The organism is Microbacterium sp. Root180, from assembly GCF_001428485.1.
Taxonomy (GTDB): Bacteria; Actinomycetota; Actinomycetes; order Actinomycetales; family Microbacteriaceae; genus Microbacterium.
Window position 1 is genome coordinate 50,425 of record NZ_LMHS01000002.1, and the last position, 21,794, is coordinate 72,218.

General features: G+C 69.6%; 19 protein-coding genes. 13 read left to right on the forward strand and 6 right to left on the reverse strand.

All coding sequences use genetic code 11. The features are described from left to right. Nucleotides 1-45: 45 nt before the first annotated feature. From ASD93_RS04530 to ASD93_RS04540, 3 genes are all read left to right on the forward strand, one after another. Nucleotides 46-555, forward strand: a complete 510-nt coding sequence (locus ASD93_RS04530; protein WP_056119354.1) for an FHA domain-containing protein — start codon at nt 46-48, stop codon at nt 553-555. Beyond that, a complete protein-coding gene (locus ASD93_RS04535; protein WP_056119356.1) occupies nt 555-1,247 on the forward strand; it encodes a MerR family transcriptional regulator in 693 nt (230 codons plus the stop codon). Before ASD93_RS04530 ends, ASD93_RS04535 begins: the two co-directional genes overlap by 1 nt. 109 nt (nt 1,248-1,356) lie before the next feature. Beyond that, nucleotides 1,357-1,902: a MerR family transcriptional regulator gene (locus ASD93_RS04540; protein ID WP_056119357.1), complete on the forward strand. Its 546-nt coding sequence runs from the start codon at nt 1,357-1,359 to the stop codon at nt 1,900-1,902. Between the two features lie 70 nt (nt 1,903-1,972). Here ASD93_RS04540 and ASD93_RS04545 read toward each other — a convergent pair whose 3' ends face one another. After that, a complete protein-coding gene (locus ASD93_RS04545) occupies nt 1,973-3,187 on the reverse strand; it encodes a trans-sulfuration enzyme family protein (RefSeq protein ID WP_056119359.1) in 1,215 nt (404 codons plus the stop codon). 102 nt (nt 3,188-3,289) lie between these two features. On the opposite strand from ASD93_RS04545, the gene ASD93_RS04550 reads away from it, so the two are divergent. After that, nucleotides 3,290-3,787 (forward strand): Lrp/AsnC family transcriptional regulator, encoded by a 498-nt coding sequence (locus ASD93_RS04550; RefSeq protein WP_056119361.1) that lies wholly within the window; start codon nt 3,290-3,292, stop codon nt 3,785-3,787. A 9-nt stretch (nt 3,788-3,796) separates the two neighbouring features. Here the strand turns inward: ASD93_RS04550 and ASD93_RS04555 are convergent, their stop codons facing one another. After that, a complete protein-coding gene (locus tag ASD93_RS04555) occupies nt 3,797-4,606 on the reverse strand; it encodes a ParA family protein (RefSeq protein ID WP_056119365.1) in 810 nt (269 codons plus the stop codon). Between the two features lie 73 nt (nt 4,607-4,679). On the opposite strand from ASD93_RS04555, the gene ASD93_RS04560 reads away from it, so the two are divergent. The 3 genes from ASD93_RS04560 to ASD93_RS04570 all read left to right on the forward strand — a co-directional run bounded on the left by ASD93_RS04560 (nt 4,680) and on the right by ASD93_RS04570 (nt 10,131). Then, nucleotides 4,680-8,087: a pyruvate carboxylase gene (locus tag ASD93_RS04560; RefSeq protein WP_056119368.1), complete on the forward strand. Its 3,408-nt coding sequence runs from the start codon at nt 4,680-4,682 to the stop codon at nt 8,085-8,087. Between the two features lie 101 nt (nt 8,088-8,188). Then, nucleotides 8,189-9,634: a MinD/ParA family protein gene (locus ASD93_RS04565; protein ID WP_321163619.1), complete on the forward strand. Its 1,446-nt coding sequence runs from the start codon at nt 8,189-8,191 to the stop codon at nt 9,632-9,634. Between the two features lie 8 nt (nt 9,635-9,642). Further along, nucleotides 9,643-10,131 (forward strand): peptide deformylase, encoded by a 489-nt coding sequence (locus ASD93_RS04570; RefSeq protein ID WP_056119373.1) that lies wholly within the window; start codon nt 9,643-9,645, stop codon nt 10,129-10,131. Nucleotides 10,132-10,274: 143 nt separating this feature from the next. On the opposite strand, the gene ASD93_RS04575 is transcribed toward ASD93_RS04570, so the two are convergent. Then, nucleotides 10,275-12,101, reverse strand: a complete 1,827-nt coding sequence (locus ASD93_RS04575) for an AMP-dependent synthetase/ligase (RefSeq protein ID WP_056119376.1) — start codon at nt 12,099-12,101, stop codon at nt 10,275-10,277. A gap of 148 nt (nt 12,102-12,249) precedes the next feature. Here ASD93_RS04575 and ASD93_RS04580 point away from each other — a divergent pair, with 148 nt between their 5' ends. The 4 genes from ASD93_RS04580 (at nt 12,250) to ASD93_RS04595 (ending at nt 16,475) form a co-directional block, all read left to right on the forward strand. Further along, on the forward strand, nt 12,250-13,185 hold the full coding sequence (locus tag ASD93_RS04580; protein WP_056119379.1) for an ROK family protein: 936 nt from the start codon (nt 12,250-12,252) through the stop codon (nt 13,183-13,185). A gap of 2 nt (nt 13,186-13,187) precedes the next feature. Beyond that, nucleotides 13,188-13,874, forward strand: a complete 687-nt coding sequence (locus ASD93_RS04585) for a lysophospholipid acyltransferase family protein (protein ID WP_056119382.1) — start codon at nt 13,188-13,190, stop codon at nt 13,872-13,874. A gap of 52 nt (nt 13,875-13,926) precedes the next feature. Continuing rightward, the gene (locus ASD93_RS04590) at nt 13,927-15,264 is read left to right on the forward strand and encodes a class II 3-deoxy-7-phosphoheptulonate synthase (RefSeq protein ID WP_056119386.1); all 1,338 of its coding nucleotides are present in this window, start codon (nt 13,927-13,929) and stop codon (nt 15,262-15,264) included. Between the two features lie 569 nt (nt 15,265-15,833). After that, nucleotides 15,834-16,475: a hypothetical protein gene (locus ASD93_RS04595; RefSeq protein WP_157536875.1), complete on the forward strand. Its 642-nt coding sequence runs from the start codon at nt 15,834-15,836 to the stop codon at nt 16,473-16,475. A 22-nt stretch (nt 16,476-16,497) separates the two neighbouring features. Here ASD93_RS04595 and pknB read toward each other — a convergent pair whose 3' ends face one another. Together pknB and ASD93_RS04605 are read right to left on the reverse strand one after the other, a co-directional pair. Continuing rightward, nucleotides 16,498-18,444: a Stk1 family PASTA domain-containing Ser/Thr kinase gene (gene pknB / locus ASD93_RS04600; RefSeq protein ID WP_056119392.1), complete on the reverse strand. Its 1,947-nt coding sequence runs from the start codon at nt 18,442-18,444 to the stop codon at nt 16,498-16,500. 69 nt (nt 18,445-18,513) lie between these two features. After that, complete coding sequence (locus ASD93_RS04605) at nt 18,514-19,638, reverse strand: LysM peptidoglycan-binding domain-containing protein (protein ID WP_056119394.1); 1,125 nt, start codon at nt 19,636-19,638, stop codon at nt 18,514-18,516. 209 nt (nt 19,639-19,847) lie between these two features. Between ASD93_RS04605 and ASD93_RS04610 the strand changes: the two genes are divergently transcribed. Then, a complete protein-coding gene (locus ASD93_RS04610) occupies nt 19,848-20,198 on the forward strand; it encodes an Rv2175c family DNA-binding protein (protein WP_235566884.1) in 351 nt (116 codons plus the stop codon). Nucleotides 20,199-20,212: 14 nt separating this feature from the next. Here ASD93_RS04610 and ASD93_RS04615 read toward each other — a convergent pair whose 3' ends face one another. Then, on the reverse strand, nt 20,213-21,307 hold the full coding sequence (locus ASD93_RS04615; protein ID WP_056119399.1) for a polyprenyl synthetase family protein: 1,095 nt from the start codon (nt 21,305-21,307) through the stop codon (nt 20,213-20,215). 64 nt (nt 21,308-21,371) lie between these two features. Between ASD93_RS04615 and ASD93_RS04620 the strand changes: the two genes are divergently transcribed. After that, nucleotides 21,372-21,740 carry a DUF3040 domain-containing protein gene (locus ASD93_RS04620; RefSeq protein WP_056119402.1) on the forward strand — a complete coding sequence of 123 codons (369 nt, stop codon included), beginning with the start codon at nt 21,372-21,374 and terminating at the stop codon, nt 21,738-21,740. Nucleotides 21,741-21,794: the final 54 nt, after the last annotated feature.

A 21,794-nucleotide genomic window follows, 5' to 3' on the forward strand; every position in this document is an offset into this window, starting at 1 on the left:
CGCGGCACGGGTGATCGGATAGGCTTGCAGCAGAGGAGGACGACCGTGGAGGAACACCGCCGACCCGACGAGGGCGACATCCGCCGGGCTTCCGGCGCGGGCGCCGAATCGGGTGACACCGACCGCGGAACCGACACCACCCAGACCTTCGGTCACGACTCGGATCTCTCCTTCGTTCCGTTCGGGAGCGAGCTGGCCGATGCCGAGCTCGAGGCCATCGAAGCGCTGCCGACCGGTGCCGCACTGTTGCTGGTCCGCTCCGGACCGACGGCGGGCGCCCGGTACCTCCTCGACACCGATGTGACCACCGTCGGACGTCACCCTGAGGCGGACATCTTCTTCGACGACGTCACCGTCTCGCGCCGTCACGCCGAGATCACCCGGACCGGCTCGTCGTTCGAGCTCGTCGACCAGCGCTCGCTCAACGGCACGTACGTCAACGGCGAGCGCGTCGACCGGTCGGTGCTGGACAACGGCGCAGAGGTGCGCGTCGGCAAGTTCCGCCTGAACTTCTTCGTCTCTCCCGCAGACCTCGCCCAGGCCCCGGAAGGGTGATGCCGGCCGCATCCGCCCGCGAACGATCATCGTCCGCGGGTCTTCTGAGCATCGGGCAGGTGCTCGCACGCCTCTCGCCCGAATTCCCGTCGCTGACCTCCAGCAAGCTCCGTTTCCTCGAGGTGCAGGGCATCGTCACGCCGTTGCGCACCGAGTCGGGCTACCGCAAGTTCTCGCCCACCGACCTCGAACGACTGCGACTCGCGCTCACGCTCCAGCGCGACCACTATCTGCCCCTCGTCGTGATCCGCGAGTACCTCGAAGACGTCGATGCCGGCCGCCAGCCCGCCACGCCCACCGCCGTCCCTCCGCCGTCGATCGTGCCGGCGCCGCGCCGGTATCGCCGTGACGAACTGCTCGCGGCGGCGGGGGCCGCGCCGCAGCTGCTCAACGACGCCATCAGCACCGGAGTGATCACGGGATCCGACGGCTACTCGGAGCAGGAGGTCGCCCTGCTGCGCGCGCTGGTCGCGCTCGACCGGCACGGCATCGAGCCGCGCCACGTTCGAGCGCTGCGCCAGAACGCCGAACGCGACGTCGCCCTGGTCGAGCAGGCGCTCGCCCCGCTGCTGAGGCGCACCGACTCCGCGTCGCGAGGTCGGGCGGGCGAACTCGCACCCGAGCTGGCCAAGCGTCTGGACGAGGTGCGGTCGATCTTCGTGCGCGGCGCGCTCGAGCGGCTTCTCTCCTGACCGGCACCGTCGGCATCGCGCGACACGCCGAGGCGTTACAGCCGATGTCGTTGCCCGAGCGGGGTGCCTCATCTAGCGTGGAAGTATCCGATCCGGAGGGGGGTCGAGCATGACTGCTCGAGAAGCGGCCGAAGGCGAGCCGTTCGTCGCTGAGCTCCTCTTCACCGACGGACTCCCGGCCATGGACGACGAGGTCGGCTACCGCGGTGCGGTGGCGGCTCGCGCGGCGGGCATCACCTACCGCCAACTCGACTACTGGGCGCGCACCGAGCTCGTCGAGCCGACGGTGCGCGGTGCCAGCGGCTCCGGCTCCCAGCGTCTCTACGGCTTCCGCGACATCCTCGTCCTCAAGCTCGTCAAGCGACTCCTCGACACCGGCATCTCGCTGCAGCAGATCCGCACGGCGGTCGAACAGCTGCGCGCCTCGGGCATTCGCGACCTCGCCGGCACCACGCTCATGAGCGACGGCGCATCGGTCTACCTGTGCACGTCGAACGATGAGGTCATCGACCTGGTCAGCCGTGGTCAGGGAGTCTTCGGCATCGCCGTCGGCAAGGTCCTGCGCGAGGTCGAGTCCGAGCTCGTCGAGCTCGACGCCCAGGCGCCGGAAACCATGGACGAGCTCGCACTTCGCCGCGCCGCCCGCACCGCCTGACCGTCGGCATCCTGGACCGCCCCAGGCGGGGTGTGCTCACCGAGGCCGTATGCCCGCGTCTCCGGTCGGGTCAGCGCGCAGCGACTGCCTCGGGCTGACGGACAGTGGAAGCCGCGGTCAGCGCCTGTGCCAGATCGGCGATGAGGTCCTGCGGATCCTCGAGACCGATGGAGAGCCGGACGAGCGCATCCGACGGCTTCGCCTCGCTCTGCACCGGACGGTGCGTCAGTGCGGCCGGGTGCTGAATGAGGGAGTCGACGCTGCCCAGCGAGACCGCGTGGGTGAAGAGCTCGACCGACGAGGTCAGCGCCCCTGCGGCATCGAACCCGCCGGAGAGCTCGATCGCGATCATCGCGCCGGGCCCGTGCTGCTGCGTGCCGATCAGACCATGCGGATCGCACTCCGCGAACTCGGGGAAGTGCACCCGCGCCACTTCGGGGCGCGTCGTGAGCCAGCGTGCGACGGCGCGCGCACCGTCCTGCTGCGCCCGCACCCGCACCGGGAGAGTCGCGAGGCCCCGGTGCAGCAGGTAGGCGGCGAGCGGATGCATGATGGCGCCGGTGATCGCCCGTGTGCGGCGCAGCGCAGCAGCGGTGGCGGCATCGCACGCGACGACTCCGCCGACCACGTCGCCGTGGCCGCCGAGGTACTTGGTGGCGCTGTGGAGTGAGATGGCGGCGCCAAGGTCGAGCGGATGCTGGAGCACCGGCGTCGCGAAGGTGTTGTCCACGAGGACCGGCACATCGCCGGCCGCCGCGACGACCGCGCGGATGTCGACCAGCTCGAGCGTCGGGTTCGCGGGCGACTCCAGGATCACGAGCGCGGTGTCGGTGCGGATCGAGGCTGCGACGTCGGCCGGAGTGCAGTAGGTGGCCTCGATGCCCAGCAGTCCCGACGCGAGCAGATGGTCGGTGCCGCCGTAGAGCGGCCGCACGGCCACCACGTGGCGCTTGCCGTTCTCGTGCGAGAGCGCGAGGAGCACGGCGGTGACGGCGGCCATGCCGGAGGAGAAGGCGACGGCCTCCTCGGCATGCTCGAGGCGGGCCAGCGCGTCTTCGAACCGGGCGACCGTGGGATTCCACAGCCGCGCGTACACGTGGGAGCCGCCCTCGAACGGGTGCCCGCCGGTCGCGAGGACTTCGTAGGAGAGCCCGCCGACATCGATCCCGGGGAGGGGATTCGTGGAGGAGAGGTCGAGGGGGAGAGCGTGCACACCGAGCTCGGCGAGGTCGTCGCGGCCGGCGTGGACGGCAAGGCTGTCAGGATGCAGCGTCTTCGGTGCCATATCGAGATCGTCGGTGATTGCGCAGGAATCGGCAAGCGGACTTGACGAACCCGTCGTGAGTACACAGCATGTATTGCAGATTCCACAAACAGAGGAGCTCGGATGCCGCACCCGCCGAAGAATCCGCAGGTCGTGTCGACGGCTCTCGATGCGACCGACCGCGCCCTCCTCGCGGCCCTCATGGACGACGGACGGATGACGAACGCGGCGCTGGCAGCCCGCGTCGGACTCGCGGAGTCGACCTGCGCTTATCGCGTCCGCGCGCTGCGCGAGTCGGGGGTCATCACCGACATCACGGCGCGGGTGGATCTCGCCGCCGTCGGACGACCGATCCAGGCCGTGATCCAGGTGCAGCTCGCGAGCCACAGTCGCACCCACATCGACGCGCTCTTCGATCGGCTCGCCGCAATTCCCGGGGCACTGTCGGTCGTTCACGTCTCGGGCGACAACGACTTCCACGTGCACGTCGCGGTCGCCAGTCCCGAGCGGCTGCGCGACCTCATCCTCGAGCACATCACGAGTCACCCGGCCGTCACGAAGACGGAGACGCAGCTGATCTTCGAGGCTCGACGCGGGCGCGGCGTGCTCGGACCCCTGTGAGCCCGTGGGTCAGGCGCGCGCTTCGCCGGGAACCGGGATGCGACCGGTGCGCATGACGCGATCGAGCAGCGAGTCGAAATCCGCCGCGAGCTCCTGAGCCGAGTCTCCCGGCCAGATGTGGAGCGGCTTCGCGGCACCCTGCGCCTGCTGGAGCGATGTGCGCTCGGGGAGCTGCGGGGAGAGGACGAGCGGGCCGAACATGTCCCGGAGCTCCTTGATGCGGAACTGGTGCTCGATGGACTGCGGTCGCACGCGGTTGACGACGATGCCGAGCGGCTGAAGTCGCGGCGAGAGACCGCGACGGATCTCCTCGATCGCGCGGAGAGCGCGGTCGGCCGCGGCGACGGAGAAGAGGCCCGGCTCGGTGATGACGATGACGCGGTCGCTCGCGGCCCACGCCGTGCGGGTGAGGGCGTTGAGGGAGGGAGCGCAGTCGATGAGGACGAGGTCGTAGTCGGCCTCGATCGTTGCAAGAGCTTCTTCGAGCTTCCACACATCGCGCACGCTCGGGTGGGGTCCGTCGAAGTTGATCGCCGAAGGGCTGCCGATCATGACGTCGATGGTGCCGGGGTGCACCTTCGCCCAGCCGCTGGAGGTGATGGCCTGGCGGACCGTCTTCTCCTTGGGGTTCGCGAGGACATCTGCGACATTCAGGCGGCCGGCCACCTGAATGTCCATGCCCGTCGAGACGTCGGACTGCGGGTCGAGGTCGACGACGAGCGTGCGGACACCGCGGGCGAAAGCCGCGGAAGCGAGTCCGAGAGTCACGGTCGTCTTGCCGACACCACCCTTGAGCGAGCTGACGGAAAGCACGTGCACAATTCACCACGTTACCGTCCCCTAGGCTGAGAGCACACTCAGGCCCGCCCGCACCGCCGCCTCCGGAGGTCGAATGTTCCGCAAGATCCTCGTCGCGAATCGCGGCGAAATCGCCATCCGAGCCTTCCGCGCCGCCTACGAACTCGGGGCACGAACGGTTGCGGTGTTCCCGTTCGAGGACCGCGGATCGCTGCACCGGCAGAAGGCCGACGAGTCGTACGAGATCGGCGAGAAGGGGCACCCCGTCCGCGCCTACCTCGACATCGACGAGATCATCCGGGTCGCCCTGGCATCCGGCGCCGACGCGGTCTACCCCGGCTACGGGTTCCTCTCCGAGAATCCCGATCTCGCCGAGAAGTGCGCCGCCAACGGACTCGTCTTCATCGGGCCGCCCTCGTCTGTACTCGAGATGGCCGGCAACAAGGTCACCGCGAAGCAACACGCTGTCGCAGCCGGCGTCCCGGTGCTGCGCTCGACCGATGCATCCGACGATGTCGACGCGCTCGTCGCGCAGGCCGAGGGCATCGGCTTCCCCATCTTCGTCAAGGCCGTCGCGGGCGGCGGAGGCCGCGGCATGCGTCGCGTGGAGCAGCCCGGCGAACTGGCACCGGCCCTCGCCGAAGCGATGCGAGAGGCCGGCAGCGCGTTCGGCGACGCCCGGGTCTTCCTCGAGCAGGCCGTCCAGCGACCGCGTCACGTCGAGGTGCAGATCCTCGCCGACAAGTCGGGCGAGACGGTGCACCTCTTCGAGCGCGACTGCTCGGTCCAGCGGCGACACCAGAAGGTGATCGAGATCGCACCCGCGCCGAACCTCGACCCCGCCGTGCGCGACGCGCTCCACGCCTACGCGGTCGCGTTCGCGCGTTCCATCGGGTACGAGAACGCCGGAACCGTCGAGTTCCTGCTGGAGACCGCCGGCCCTCGAACCGGTGAGGTCGTCTTCATCGAGATGAACCCGCGCATTCAGGTCGAGCACACCGTGACCGAGGAGGTCACGGACGTCGACCTCGTGCAGTCGCAGATGCGCATCGCCTCGGGCGAGACCCTCGCCGAGCTGGGGCTCCTGCAGGACCAGATCCAGCTCCGCGGCGCCGCCCTGCAGTGCCGCATCACCACGGAGGACCCGTCGCAGGGCTTCCGCCCCGACACCGGCCGCATCACGACCTATCGCTCGCCGGGCGGTGCCGGCATCCGCCTGGACGGCGGCACGACCGCCGCCGGATCGCAGATCAGCCCGCATTTCGACTCGATGCTCGCCAAGCTCACGTGCCGCGGCCGTGACTTCCCGGCCGCGGTCACCCGCGCACGTCGTGCCCTCGCCGAGTTCCGCATCCGCGGAGTCGCCACGAACATCCCGTTCCTCCGCGCGGTGCTCGACGACGAGGCGTTCGTGGCGGGCGACGTCAGCACGTCCTTCATCGACGAGCGCCCGCAGCTGCTCACCAGGAACCCTTCCCGCGATCGCGCGACGAAGCTCCTCAACTGGCTCGCAGATGTCACCGTCAACCGTCCGTACGGCGAGAAGCCGCTCTCGGTGTCGCCGGGCAGCAAGCTGCCGCACATCGATCTCGCCGCCGCGCCGCCCGCCGGCACGCTCGAGCGTCTGCGTGCGCTCGGACCCGAAGGATTCGCCCGCGCGCTGCGCGAGCAGACGCCGCTCGCCGTCACCGAGACGACGTTCCGCGACGCGCACCAGTCCCTCCTCGCCACACGTGTCCGCACGCGCGATCTCGTACGCGTCGGGCCTCACGTGGCGCGCATGACGCCGCAGCTCCTGTCCGTCGAGGCCTGGGGAGGCGCGACCTACGACGTCGCCCTCCGCTTCCTCGCCGAAGACCCGTGGGAGCGCCTGGCGGCGCTGCGCGAGGCGATGCCCAACATCCCGATCCAGATGCTGCTGCGCGGACGCAACACGGTGGGCTACACACCGCGCCCCGTCGAGGTGACCGATGCCTTCGTGACCGAGGCCGCCGCCACCGGGGTCGACGTGTTCCGCATCTTCGACGCGCTCAACGACGTGTCCCAGATGCGGCCGGCGATCGATGCCGTGCGGGGCACCGGGACCGCGCTGGCCGAGGTGGCAGTCTGCTACACCTCCGACCTCCTCGATCCGGCGGAGCGCCTCTACACGCTCGACTACTACCTGCGACTGGCCGAGCAGATCGTCGAGGCCGGTGCCCACGTGCTGGCGATCAAGGACATGGCGGGCCTGCTGCGCCCCGCGGCCGCCGCCAAGCTGGTGACCGCCCTGCGCGAGCGGTTCGACCTTCCCGTTCACCTGCACACGCACGACACCGCCGGCGGGCAGCTCGCGACGCTCCTCGCCGCCAGCGCGGCGGGGGTCGACGCGGTGGATGCCGCGGCCGCCCCGATGTCGGGCACGACGAGCCAGCCGTCCCTGTCGGCACTCGTCGCAGCCTTGGCGCACACCGACCGCGACACCGGCCTGGACCTGCAGGCCGTGAGTGACCTGGAGCCGTACTGGGAGGCCGTGCGCCACCTGTACCGCCCGTTCGAGTCGGGGCTTCCCGCGCCGACGGGACGCGTCTACCACCACGAGATCCCCGGTGGCCAGCTCTCCAATCTCCGCCAGCAGGCGATCGCGCTCGGACTGGCTGACGACTTCGAGCTCATCGAGGACATGTACGCCGCGGCCGACCGGCTGCTCGGCCGCATCCCGAAGGTGACACCGTCGTCGAAGGTGGTCGGCGACCTCGCGCTGGCGCTGGTCGCGGTGCGGGCAGATCCGGCCGACTTCGAGCAGAATCCGCACAACTACGACATCCCTGACTCGGTGGTCGGGTTCATGGCGGGCGAGCTCGGCGACCTTCCCGGGGGATGGCCCGAGCCGTTCCGCACGAAGGTCCTGGCGGGTCGCACCGTGTCGATCGAGGTCCCGCCGCTCACCGACGAAGAGCGGGCAGGCCTCGCCGGCGACGGCGTCGAGCGCCGTCGCACTCTGAACCGACTGCTGTTCCCGGCCCCTGCGCGCGAGTTCGAGAAGAACCGTGCGACGTACGGTGACCTCACCGCACTCGGCACCCCCGACTACCTCTACGGTCTCAAGCCGGGGGAGGAGCACATCGCCGAGATCGACCCGGGCGTTCAGCTGTACGTCGGGCTCGAGGCGATCGGCGAGGCCGACGCCAAGGGCATCCGCACCGTCATGACGACGCTCAACGGGCAGCTGCGGCCGGTCTTCGTCCGCGACCGCAGCATCAAGGTCGACGTCAAGCAGGCGGAGCGGGCGGACACGACCAAACCCGGTCAGGTGGCCGCACCGTTCTCGGGCGTCGTCACCCTCAAGGCATCGGTCGGCGCCACGGTGACCGCCGGCCAGCCGGTGGCCTCGATCGAGGCGATGAAGATGGAGGCGGCGATCACCGCCCCCGTCGACGGCGTCGTGGAGCGCCTCGCGATCAGCGAGACCCAACAGGTGGACGCGGGAGACCTTTTGGTCGTGATCCGCCCGGCGCAGTAACCTGGAACGCGGAAATCGCCCGAATTCCCCTCCCTGGCTTGGAGAACGACGCAGTGACGCCTGATCGCCCTGACCATACGCCCGACGAAGCTGAGAACGGTGTGCTGTCCGACACGGGCAGCCTCGACACCAGCGGAATCGGCATCCTCGGTGGCGCCACCGCCCAGGTGAGCGTCGAATTGCCCTCCGAAGAGGAGGACGACGACCTCGTCGAAGATGAGGTGATCGACGGCGGCGCGCCGTTCGTCGTCGAGATCCCAGCCGACACCGCGGAAGCCGAACTGGTCGAGAGCGTCGAGACCGAGGACTGGACCGTCGAGGACGATATCGAGGACTGGCAGCCGCTGGAGGACATCGCGGACGCCGATGTCGTGAACGACGGATCCGCGGCGGAGTTCTCGCCGGTCGCCGAGCCCGCTCCCGTGGCCGCGGAGGCGGCGGCATCCGACCGCTCGGCCCCGACGATCGAAGACCCGCAGGTCGCCGCGGTCGGCGGCGCCGCATCCCGACCCGCAGCCGCGGCTCCGGTGGAGCGCGCGACCTACCCCCGCGCCGACGTGAACCTCACCTCGAAGCGCCTGGGCGAGTTCGAAGCCGACCGCGAGACGGCCGACCTGCTGACCGCCGACCGCCTGCTCGACCCGCATCAGGTCGTCCGGAGCGAGCCGGAGGGCTACTGGCAGCACTTGCTGTACTCGATCTCCGGCCGGCGGATCAATCTCGGCGACGGCAAGCGTGCACGCGCACGCAAGGAGCTCGACCGCCGTATCGCCTTCCCCCTCCACGGCGGTGCCCGCTTCGTCCCCGTGCTCTCGCGCAAGGGTGGCGTGGGCAAGACGACCGTCACGACCCTGCTCGGCATGGCGCTCGCAGATGCGCGCGACGACCGCGTGATCGCCGTCGACGCGAACCCCGACCGGGGCACGCTCGCCGAGCGCATCGCTCGCGCCAGCGGCAAGACCGTGCGCGATCTCGTGCGTGCGCGGGGCGATGTGGTCGGGTTCAACGACCTCTCCGACATCGTCGCCCGCGACGAGACCCGCCTCGACGTGGTGGCGTCGGATTCCGACCCCCGCGTGTCGGAGGCGTTCAGCGATGCGGACTACCGCGATGTCGCCACGCTCGCCGCGCACTATTACTCGATCGTGCTGACCGACACGGGCACCGGCATCGTGCACTCCGTGATGGGCGCGACGCTGGAGCTGGCCGACCAGCTCGTCATCGTCTCGGGCCTGAGCGTCGACGAGGCGCGTCTCGCGTCCGAGACCCTCACCTGGCTCGAGACCAACGGATACGCCGACAAGGTGCGCGGCGCCGTCGTGGTGCTCAACAACTCGAGGCCGGGCACCCCGCTCGTGCAGCTCGAAGAGCTCGAAGCGCACTTCCGCACGCGCGTGCGCGCCGTCGTCCGCATGCCGTACGACTCGCACATCGCGGCCGGCAGCGCCATCGTCTTCCGCGACCTGCAGCCGGCCACGCGCGATGCCGCGCGCGACCTCGCCGCCACCGTCGTCGAGGGTCTGCGCACCTTCGCGTCTGCGGCCTAGGCCACGCCATGGCGGTTCGCTCCATCCGGGTCTTCGGCGACCCCGTGCTCACGTCCGAGAGCGCCCCGATCGGCGTGATCGACGACGGCGTGCGTGCCCTCGTTCGCGATCTCCTCGACACCGTCGAGCTACCCGGTCGCGCCGGACTCGCGGCGCCCCAGATCGGCGTCGGGCTGCGCGCATTCAGCTACAACATCGACGGCGAGATCGGCTACGTGCTCAATCCGGTGCTCGAGGTCTCGGGCGAGCCGGAGACGATGGGGGAGGGATGCCTCTCCGTGCCGAGTCTGTGGCACGACGCGGTGCGTCACCCGTGGGCGCGTGTCACCGGCATCGACCTCGACGGCCGTGAGGTCGTGCTGGAGGGGGAGGGGCTCATGGCTCAGGCCCTGCAGCACGAGACCGACCACCTCGACGGGATGCTCTACCTCAAGCGGCTCACGGCGGAGGAGCGTCGCATCGCGATGCGGGAGATCCGCGAGTCCGACTGGTTCTGACATGCACGCCCGCTCGTTGAGCGAGCGATCGCAGCGCGCGAGACGAAACGCCCCGAACCGACGGTGATCGTCTGTTCGAGGCGTTTCGTCTCGCTGCGACTGCCCGACGACCGTGGCCGGCCGCGGCATCCGCTCCGCGTTCGCTATTTGAGCGAGACGTTCGACGTGTTGACCGGGTCGCTGTAGAGCTCCTCGATCGGGCCGGCGAAGTCCTCCATGATGACGTTGCGCTTGATGCTCATCTTCGGCGTGAGGTGACCACTGGCCTCGGTCCACTCGGAGTCGAGGATGGTGAACTTGCGGATCGACTCCGCACGCGACACGGACTTGTTCGCGTGGTCGATCGCGCGCTGCACCTCGGCGCGGACGGCCTCGTTCTTCGCGGCATCCGTCAGCGACATGTCGCCCGGCAGGGCGTTGTTGGCCAGCCAGGTCGGCAGCATCTCGGGGTCGAGAGTGATGAGCGCCGAGATGAACGGCTTCTGGTCGCCGACCACCACGACCTGGCCGACGATCGGGTTCGCGCGGATCGGGTCCTCGAGCACCGCGGGGGCGACGTTCTTGCCGCCGGCGGTGACGATGATCTCCTTCTTGCGGCCGGTGATCGTGAGGAAGCCCTCGTCATCGAACGAGCCGATGTCGCCGGTCTTGAACCAGTCGCCGTCGAACGTGGCGGCGGTGGCCTCGGGGTTGCGCCAGTACTCCTTGAACACGTTGATGCCGCGCACCTGGATCTCGCCGTCCTCGGCGAGACGGATGCCCACACCGGGCAGCACCGGTCCGACCGTGCCGATCTTCGACTTCGTGGCGAGGTTCACGGTCGCCGGCGCGGTGGTCTCGGTCAGGCCGTACCCCTCGAGGATCGTCACACCGAGGCTGTGGAAGAAGTGGCCGAGGCGGGGGCCGAGCGGAGCCGATCCCGACACCGCGTACTCGACGTTGCCGCCCATGGCGGTGCGCAGCTTGCTGTAGACGAGGCGGTCGAACAGCTTGAACTTCACCTTGGTCAGGAAGGGGACCTTCTTGCCTTCCTGGAGAAGGCGCGAGTGCTCGACGGCCGTGTGGGCCGCGGAGCGGAAGATCTTGCCCTTGCCGCCGGCCTCGGCCTTCTGCTCGGCCGAGTTGTACACCTTCTCGAACACGCGCGGCACGGCGAGCAGGTACGTCGGCTTGAACGAGCCGAGCGCCGGCAGGAGCTGCTTGGTGTCGGGCTGGTGGCCGGTCTTGACGCCGGCGTGGATGTTGAGCACCGAGATGAAGCGCGCGAAGATATGCGCCGTCGTGATGAACAGCAGCGTCGACGCGCCCGGCTTGGCCACGACCTCCTGGAGGGACTTGGCCGAGTTGCGGGTGAGCTCGACGAAGTTGCTGTGGGTCAGCACACAGCCCTTGGGGCGGCCGGTCGAGCCGGACGTGTAGATGAGGGTGGCGATGTCGGCGCCGTTGGCGATGCCGCGACGACGCTCGATCTCCGCATCGGTGACGTCCTTGCCACCGGCGACGAGCTTGTCGAGGTCGCCGCGCTGCATCTCCCACGTCGAACGGATCAACGGCACCTCGGCACGGATCTCGTCGAGCCGCGCCGAGTGATCGGCCGACTCCGAGAGGCACGCGATCGCGCCGGAGTCGTTGAGGATCCAGCTGATCTGCGACGGCGAGCTGGTCTCGTACACGGGAACCATGACGGCACCGGCGTAGAACAGCGCGAAGTCCACGAGCGTCCAGTCGTAGGTGGTGCGTGCGATGAAGGCGACCTTCTCGCCCGGCTCGATGCCGGCGGCGACGAAGCCCTTGGCCAAGGCCACGACCTGCTTCTGGAAGTCGGCGGCGGTGATGTCGCGCCAGCCGCCTGCGTCGGGGACGGCGAAGAGCGCGAGCTGTGGCGTCGCCTTCACCCGCTCGACGAGCAGATCGGCGACATTCGCCTGGGGATCGGCGGGGACTATGGCGGGGACTTCGAATTGGACCACGGCAGCTCCTTCGGTACCGGAATGAATCTCGGGTGGATCTCATTCGAGTCTAATCCGAAGGGCGCGGCGAACCGTCAGGAGTGTGGAAGTCGCCGCGCCGCTAGACTTCATCGCGCCGTCGCGCGTGCGCCGGCCGGAGAGGAATGCGGTGCTCAAGGTCGGTATCGACATCGGCGGGACGAAGATCGCAGGCGGGGTCGTCGACGCCGCCGGGCGGATCGTCGAGAAGCTCCGCGTGGACACCCCGATCGACACGAAGGCGCTCTCCGACGCGGTCATCGACATGGCACGGCACTTCGCCGCCGGACACGACATCGCCGCCGTCGGCGTCGCTGCCGCCGGCTTCATCGACCGCGCGGGCGCGATCGTGATCCACGCGCCGAACATCGCGTGGCGCAACGAGCCCCTCAAGGCCACGCTGGAGGCCGGGATCGACGTGCCGGTCACGATCGAGAACGATGCCAACGCCGCCGGCTGGGCCGAATTCCGCTTCGGCGCCGGCCGCGACGTCGACAACATGGTCATGCTCACGATGGGCACGGGCGTGGGCGGCGCGATCGTGCTGGACGGCGAGCTCTTCCGCGGCGGTCACGGGATCGCTGCCGAACTCGGCCACACGCGGTTCACTCGCGACGGCCTGCCGTGCGGCTGCGGACAGAACGGATGCCTCGAGCAGTATGCCTCCGGACGCGCGCTGCAGCGCGAGGCGAACGCACTCGCCGATTCGGGGGGCATCGGTCAGGCGCTCGCCGACCTCCGGTCCGAGAAGGGATCCATCAGCGGGCCCGCGGTTTCGAGGCTCGTCCTCGCCGGCGACCCCGGCGCCACCGAGGCGCTGCGTCGCGTGGCGACGGCGCTGGGTGAGGCCTGCGGCGGATTCCAGGCCGTGCTCGATCCCGAGCTCTTCGTCATCGGCGGAGGGGTGGCCCAGCTCGGCGAGGATCTGCTCGCCCCGGTCCGGCTCGCCTACGAGACATCGCTTCCCGGCTACGGCGACCGCCCGGTCGCCCAGTTCGCGATCGCGCAGCTCGTCAACGACGCGGGACTGATCGGCGCCGCCGACCTGGCGCACGTGGGGGGATAGCGATGCTCTACTGGCTGATGAAGTACGTGTTCATCGGGCCGATCGTCAAAGCGATCTTCCGCCCGTGGATCGTCGGGCGCCGCAATGTCCCCGTGGAGGGCGGTGCGATCCTGGCGAGCAATCACCTCTCTTTCATCGACTCCGTCATGCTCCCACTGATGATCGACCGTCGAGTGGCCTTCCTCGCCAAGAGCGACTACTTCACCGGCAAGGGTCTCAAGGGCTGGGCGACGCGCGTCTTCCTCACGGGGACCGGGCAGCTGCCCATCGACCGATCCGGCGGCAAGGCGTCCGAAGCATCCCTCAATACGGGCCTGCAGGTGCTCGGCGGAGGAGAGCTGCTGGGCATCTACCCCGAGGGCACCCGCAGTCCCGACGGCAAGCTGTACCGGGGCCGCACCGGAATCGCGCGCATGGCCCTGGAGGCCCACGTGCCGGTCGTGCCGGTCGTGATGGTCGACACCGACACGATGATGCCGATCGGACAGCGCCTGCCGAATGTCGTGCGCGTCGGCGTGGTGATCGGCGAGCCCCTGGATTTCTCGCGATTCGCCGGCATGGAGGGCGACCGGTACATCCTCCGCTCGATCACCGACGAGATCATGGTCGCCCTGCAGCGCCTGGGCGAGCAGCAGTACGACGACGTCTACGCGTCCACGGTGAAGGACCGGATCAAGACCAAGGCCTGAACCCCTCGTCACACGCGTCCGGGGCCGGTGCGCCCACGACTAGAATCGAGGGATGCTTCAGCAGCTCGACAGCCTCGACCACTGGCGGACCCTGCCCATCAAGCAGCAGCCCGCGTGGCAGGACGCCGACGCCGTTGCCGCGGTATCCGCCGAGCTCGCGACCCTGCCTCCGCTCGTGTTCGCGGGCGAGGTCGACAACCTGCGAGAGCGCCTCGGGCGTGCCGCGTCGGGCCAGGCGTTCCTGCTGCAGGGCGGCGACTGCGCCGAGACGTTCGCGGGCGCGACGGCCGAGCAGATCCGCAACCGCATCAAGACCGTGCTGCAGATGGCGGTCGTGCTGACCTACGGCGCGTCGATGCCGATCGTCAAGATGGGACGCATGGCGGGGCAGTTCGCCAAGCCGCGCTCCAGCGACTCCGAGACGCGCGGCGAGGTGACGCTGCCGGCATACCGCGGCGACATCGTCAACGGCTACGACTTCACCGAGGGCTCACGCCAGGCCGATCCGCAGCGACTGCTGAAGGGATACCACACGGCCGCGTCGACCATCAATCTGATCCGCGCGTTCACGCAGGGTGGCTTCGCCGACCTTCGCGAGGTGCACTCGTGGAACAAGGGCTTCGCGCAGAATCCCGCCAATCAGCAGTACGAGCGGATGGCGACGGAGATCGATCGTGCGATCCGCTTCATGGAGGCCGCGGGTGCGAACTTCGACGAGCTCAAGCGCGTCGAGTTCTACACCGGCCACGAGGGCCTGCTGATGGATTACGAGCGCCCGATGACGCGCATCGACTCGCGCACGGGCACGCCATACAACACGTCGGCCCACTTCGTGTGGATCGGGGAGCGCACGCGGGAGCTCGACGGGGCGCATGTCGACTACTTCTCGAAGATCCGCAATCCGATCGGCGTGAAGCTGGGCCCCACGACAAGCCCCGAGACGACGCTCGCACTCATCGACAAGCTCGACCCGAATCGCGAGCCCGGGCGCCTCACGTTCATCACTCGCATGGGGGCGGGGAAGGTCCGCGACGCGCTGCCTCCGCTGCTGGAGGCCGTCAAGGACTCGGGCGCGACGCCGCTGTGGGTCACCGATCCCATGCACGGCAACGGCATCACGACGCCCACCGGGTACAAGACCCGTCGCTTCGACGACGTCGTCGACGAGGTGCGCGGCTTCTTCGAGGCTCACCGAGCCGTCGGCACGTTCCCGGGCGGCATCCACGTCGAGCTCACCGGTGACGACGTCACCGAGTGCCTGGGCGGTTCCGAAGAGATCGACGAGGCCGCCCTCGCGACGCGCTACGAGTCGCTGTGCGATCCGCGCCTGAACCACATGCAGTCGCTCGAGCTGGCATTCCTCGTCGCCGAGGAGCTCGAGAAGCGCTGACCTCGCTACTTGCCGAGAGCGCGCTTGTGTTCCGCCGGGGGCGCCTGATCGTGACATGAGCGCGTTGTCGGCGGCTGAGGGGGCTGAGGAGGCTGCGGAGGCTGCGGAGGCTGCGGAGGCTGCGGACGCTGAGGCTCCTCCCCAGCGGAGAAGACACGGCGGCTACGCACCGATCGGCTTGCGGGCGCCCGCACTCGAGGCGCCCGCGTCAGCGTGTCGGGGTGACTCGTGAACGCCGGCAGCTTCCGGTCGGACTGGACCGCGGGGCGTTCGCGTACTCGGATGCTCGCGAGGCGGGCGTGCCTCGTTCCCGACTTCGCCAGACGGACCTCGCTCACCCGCATCGGGGGGTGTACATCACGGAGTCCTCGGACGGCTCTTCTCTCGAGCGGGCGTGTGACGCCGCCGCGGTCGTCATGGCCCCCCAACACGTGTTCAGCCACCGGACGGCGGCGCGCCTCTGGGGGATCCCTCTCCCGGCGCGGTGGCGCGACGGCGAGCCGGTCGATCTGCTCGCGGTCGGAAGTCGGGGCCGGCTGCGTCGCCCGGGCATTCGATCGTGGGAGACGATGTCCGAGGTCGACGTCACCACTCACGACCTCGGACCCCTGGTCTCTCCCGCCGACACCTGGGTTCACCTCGCTACTCTTCCGCGGCGGGAGGTCCCCTTCGAGTGGCTCGTCGCCGCCGGCGACTACCTGATCAGTGGGACGAGGCTGCCGGGCGGTCGCCGCACTCCGCCGCTCGCGACGCCTCGGCAGCTCCTCCGCTCGGTGACGCGGCACGGCCATGGTCGGGGCGCTCGACCGCTCGACCGTGCGCTGCCGTTGCTGCGCTCTCCGGTCGATTCACCGAAAGAGACCCTGCTGCGGCTCGGTCTCGTCGATGCGGGACTGCCGGAACCGGCGGTGCAGCCACCCATCGGCACCGCGGCCGGGACGCGGCATCCGGACCTCGGCTACCTGCGTCAGCGAGTCCTGCTCGAGTACCTCGGCGACGTTCATCGCACCGATCGCCGACGGTGGCTCGAGGACCTGACCCGCGTGCAGCTCTTCGAGGACGCCGGCTACCGTGTGGTTCTCGTCGGTGCGGACGACCTGATCCCCGCCGGAATGGCAGCGCTCGCCGGCCGCGTGCGACGCGCCCTCGCCGCATCATTCCTCACCGACAACGCGCGGATGTCTCGATTCGCCCGGCCGGGGGAGACATGAGCGCGTTCTCGCGGAGCCGGGGTCAGCCGGAGACGGTGATCTCGATATAGACGCGGGTGCCCTTGAGGAGCATCGAACCCGCCACGGGATCGGAGGACGCGACTTCGGTGACTTCGTCGGGGAACGGCGCCCACAGCGCCGAGTAATCCACCTGGAACCCGGCGGCCTCGAGGTCCGCGATCGCGCCGTCGCGAGTCTGGCCGACGACATCGGGAACCTCGAAGAGCGGCGGACCGTTGGACACGATCAGCGTGACCTCGTCGCCCGGACGCCACCAGTTCCCGCCCTCGCGCTCGGTCGTGCCGATCACGAGGCCCTCGGCGATGTCCTCGCTCGCCTGCTCGATGACGTCGTCGGTCACCACGAGCTCCGCGTCGGTCAGCGTCGCGCGCGCCGCATCGACGCTCTGTCCTTGAACACTGGGGAGTGGCCCGAGCGAGACCCACAGCGTCGCCGTGTCGCCCTGGTGCACCGTGCAGCCCTCGCCGCACGGCACATCCTCGCTGCCGTCGGCCGGATGGATCATGACGCCCACGATGCCGTCGGGGGCCGTCTCGGTGTAGAAGACGCGCTCTCCGTCGACGGTGATCTGCTGGGTGTCCAGGAGCCCTGCCACCTCGGCCTTGGGCTTGCCGAGCATGGACTCGAGCTGGACCTCGGCCGGGCCGAGCGAGATGAGCACGGTGACGTCGGCATCCTTGTCGACGCGCGAGCCCGATGGGGGATCGGTGCCGATCGCGCGCCCCGCCTCGACCTCGATGCTGTTCTCGCCGCGTTCGATCGCCACGAGAGAGTCCTCGGCGAGGCGCGCCTGAGCCTCGGCGAAGGTCATGCCCGAGACATCCGCCACCGCGACCATCGAACCCGGACCGGATCCGAACCACCAGCCCAGGCCGGCGGCGAGGGCGGCCAGGAGCACGACCAGGGCGACGATCCACGCGCCGCGCGACTGTCGCCGCTTCATAGCGCTGCGCAGCTGCGTGGCGTTGTCGACCTCGTCCAACGGATGGGTCGGGGTCAGGGTCATACCCGTGGACGGGAGGACGGCGGTGAGCTCGCCGGACGGAATGCCGTCGTCGCGCGGGGCGCCGATCAGCGCGGTTCGGGTCACGACCGGCGCGATGGCGAGATCCCGTTCGATCTCGCGAAGCCGCTCGAGCATCTCGCGCGCGTCGACCGGGCGGTCGTCTGGGTTCTTCTCCGTCGCCCACAGGACGAGCTCGTCGAGCGGCTCGGGAACGCCGGGGTTCTTGACGCTCGGGCGCGGCACCGAGTCGGTGGCGTGCTGAAAGGCGATCTGCATCGGCTGCTCGCCCTTGTACGGCTGCTCTCCGGTGAGCATCTCGTAGAGCATGATTCCCAGGGCGTAGATGTCGCTGCGTGCGTCGGCGGTGCCGCGCGTGACGAGCTCGGGTGCGAGGTAGGCGATGGTCCCCAGCAGCTGCGCGCCCGTTGCGGTGTTGGCGGTCGTCGCACGCGCGAGCCCGAAGTCGCCGATCTTGATGCGGCCGTCCTCGGCGAGGAGCACGTTCTCGGGCTTCACGTCACGGTGGACGATTCCCGCGCGGTGCGCCGCCGCAAGGCCCGACAGGATCGCATCGAGGATCGACACGGCCTGCGGGACGGTGAGCCGCCGCTGCTCGCGCAGGAGCTCGCGCAGCGTGATGCCCGGCAGGTACTCCATGACCAGGTAGGCCATGTCGCCGTCCTGACCCTGGTCGAACACGTTCACCACGTGCGGATCCGCCAGCCGCGCGGCCGCGCGTGCCTCCTGGATGAAGCGGCTCTGGAACACGGTGTCGTCGCTGAGGTGGCCGTGCATCACCTTGAGCGCGATGCGGCGTTCGAGGCGCAGATCGGTCGCCACGTAGACGGTCGCCATACCTCCGCGCGCGATGCGAGCGCGGACGCGGTACCGGCCGTCGACCAGACGGCCGATCAGCGGATCCGTCTGCTGGCTCGTGCTCACGCGAGAAGTCTACGGACGCGCACCTGCGAGCCCGCGGAGCGGCTCACCCTCTGGTGCGGATGCCGCAGGTCAGCCGAGGGCCGCGAGCCAGGCGAAGGCGGGCTTCTCCCACTGCGCGTAACGATCCGGATACGCCGAGATCTGCACCGCCTGTGCCGCCTGCGCGAAGCTCATGCTCTCCCAGCCGGGGATGTCGAGGAGGCCTCGCGTGCGCGTGCCGTTGGGATCGCTCGGACCGCCGTAGAACGCCTTGATCGCCCGCACGCGATCCCGCACCTCGTCGGCGGTGCCCCAGCCCGTGCTCGGTCGCTGCTGGAAGAGGCCGAGCGAGTCGCGGTCGCCCCAGTCGAGGTTGCGGATCCACGACTCCTGCATCGCCGTGCCGAGGGCGATCGCGATGCCGCGATCGGGCACGCCCAGCTCACGGCCGATCTGGATGATGAGCCGCGCATTCTCGGTCTGCGGGGCGTCGAGTCCCGTCGCGCCCGTCTTCGCGGGGATCGCGAGCTTCTGCCCGGGATAGATGATCGACGCGGCAGACAGGCTGTTCGCGGCCAGCACGCCGTTCACGCTCACGCCGTGCCGCTGCGCGATCGCCGTGACCGTGTCGCCGGCCTTCACGACGTACGAAGACTTTGCGGGTGGGGGTGCGGGTGCGGCAGGCTTCGTGGCCGAGGCGGGAACGGCTTTGCCGGGGATCGCGAGCTTCTGCCCGGGATAGATGATCGACGACCAGCCGAGCCGGTTGGCCGACAGCACCGCCTGAACTGACACCCCGTGCCGCTGCGCGATCCCGCTGACGGTGTCGCCCGCTCGTACGGCATAGGTTCCGGATGCCGCGCTCGGCGTGGCCGGCGCGGCCGCGACCGCGGCTGTGAGCTTGAGGACCTGCCCGGGGTAGATCACCGACTTCCACGACAGGCCGTTGATCGCGAGGACGTCGGTCGTCCGCAGGCCGTGGCGCGCGGCGATCGCGCTCACGGTGTCGCCGCGCTTGACCGTGTATGTGGCAGGCGCGGCAGCCGAAGCGGGGAGTGCGCGAACCTTCGGCGCGGGATGACTCGTCTTGGCAGCCGAAACGTGACGGCCTTCCGCGAGGGCGGTACGCGGCATCCGCTCCTGCGCGCCCTCGAGAGCCTCCGCCGGCGTGGATGACAGCACGAGCGCGATCGATCCGGCGACGGCCGCCGGCATGACCGCGAAGCCGGCGCGGGACGCGCGGACGCGGTCGGTTCGAATATCGGGTCGCAAGAGAACCCCCCTCCATCGACTTCCAGAACGGTGTCACGGATGTCTACAGGTGTCAACGGGTGCGAAAGGAGAGGCCTCTGTGGCCAATGTGACAGACGAGATCGGGCGACCGCTGTGTGCGCGCAGTCCCACGGGAGTGCAATAGTTGCTGGGTGACCGCTGACGACGCTTCGCGCATCGAGACCGAATGGCTCACCCTTCCGGAACTCGTCGAGGTGCTCGGCGAGCCGCTCGGACGGGTGCGCCGCTACCTCGACGAGTCCTATTTGATCGGCACACGCCGCAAGGGGGCGCTCCGGGTTCCGGCCGTGTTCATCGTCGACGGCCATCCGATCAGCTCGCTGCGGGGCACGGTGATCGTGCTGCACGACGCCGGCTTCTCCGACGACGAGGCGATCGACTGGCTCCTCGGCCCCGACGAGACGATCGGGATCCCTCCGATCCAGGCGCTCATCGCCGGCCGCAAGGCCGAGGTGCGTCGCGTCGCGCAGACCCTCGCCTGAGCGCGAGCCGGGCGTCAGGTGACGCGGACGGTGGCGGCGCGAGCAAGATCGCGCAGCTCTCCGACGGCCGCGTTGCCCAGGTGCGCGCCTGAGAGCGACCGCTCGGCCTCACGCGCGTAGTCGGCGATGAGCGCTTCGACGCGTTCGAGCGCTCCGCTGTCGACGATCGTGCGCTGCAGCGCGTCGATCTGTGCCGCATCCAGAGCCGGATCGCCCAGCAGCTCATCGACGATGCGTCGAGCCGGGGGAGCCATCCCCTCGCGCGCGTAGGCGATCAGCACGGTGCGCTTGCCCTCGCGAAGGTCGTCGCCCGACGGCTTGCCCGTCTCGCGTTCGTCGCCGAACACACCGAGCACGTCATCGCGCAGCTGGAACGCCATGCCCAGCGGGTGCCCGAAGGCCGCGAGAGCGGCCGACTGAGCGGCGTCGGCGCCCGCGAGCGCCGCACCGATCGCGAGGGGCTGCTGGATGCTGTACCGCGCCGACTTCAGCGACGCCACACGCAGCGCCCGCTCGGCGTGGCGCTCGGCGGGCTCGGTGACGAACGCTGACTCCTCGGCGATGTCGAGGAACTGACCGATCGTGACTTCGCGCCGCATGGCCGCATACTCGGCGCGGGCGGCCGCGGCGGGCACCGGCTGGGCGACCGCGAGGCCCTCTTCGAACAGGTCGTCGCTCCACGCGACCAGGAGGTCGCCGAGGAGGATGGCCGCCGATCGGCCGAAGGCCGCGGCATCCCCGGCCCACTGCGCGTGACGGTGAGAGGCTTCCATCGCTCGGTGTGCGGCGGGGCGACCGCGGCGGGTGTCGGAGTTGTCGATCACGTCGTCGTGGACGAGCGCGGCGGCGTGGAACATCTCCAGCGAGGCGGCGGCGGCCACCACGTCCGCCGGCACCGAACCTGCGGGTCGGGAGGCTTCCTCCACGGCCCTCCACCCGGCGACGCAGAAGCGCCCGCGAAGGCGCTTTCCTCCCGACACGGCGGCTGCTCCGGCCTCGACGAAGAGAGCGGCCTCGGCGCCGAGCTCGGCCGCGTGCAGGCGCTGAGCCGAGACGAAGATGTCCAGACGCTGGGAAATGGCTTCAACCGGGTCTGAAGAGGCGGACACGGGCCTAGCCTAGTGATCTACGGCACGCGTAGAATCGTCGTACCCGAGCCACAGAGGGGGATGCATGCCACTCTCCGAACAGGAGCAGCGTCTGCTCGATGAGATGGAACGCCATCTCATGCGCAACGACGCAGATGTCGTCAGCGCGCCCCGCGACGGCCGCACGCTCAGTTACCGCAACATCGTGTACGGCACGATCCTCGTGCTGCTCGGTCTCGGCGGACTGATCGTCGGCGTCTCGCTCCCGCTCATCGTGGTGGGCGTCATCGGCTTCGTCGTGATGCTCGGCGGCGTCCTCCTGGCCGTCACTCCCACGCGCGGCCCGGGCCGAGTTCGCGAAGAGACGACGAAGCCGGCTCCTTCCGCCCATCAGACCGCGTCCTTCATGGATCGCATGAACGACCGATGGGACAAGCGCCAAGGGGAGCGCTGATCCCCACGCTCCGCTGACGCGAGAGACAAGCACCGACCTCCGGGTCGGTGCTTT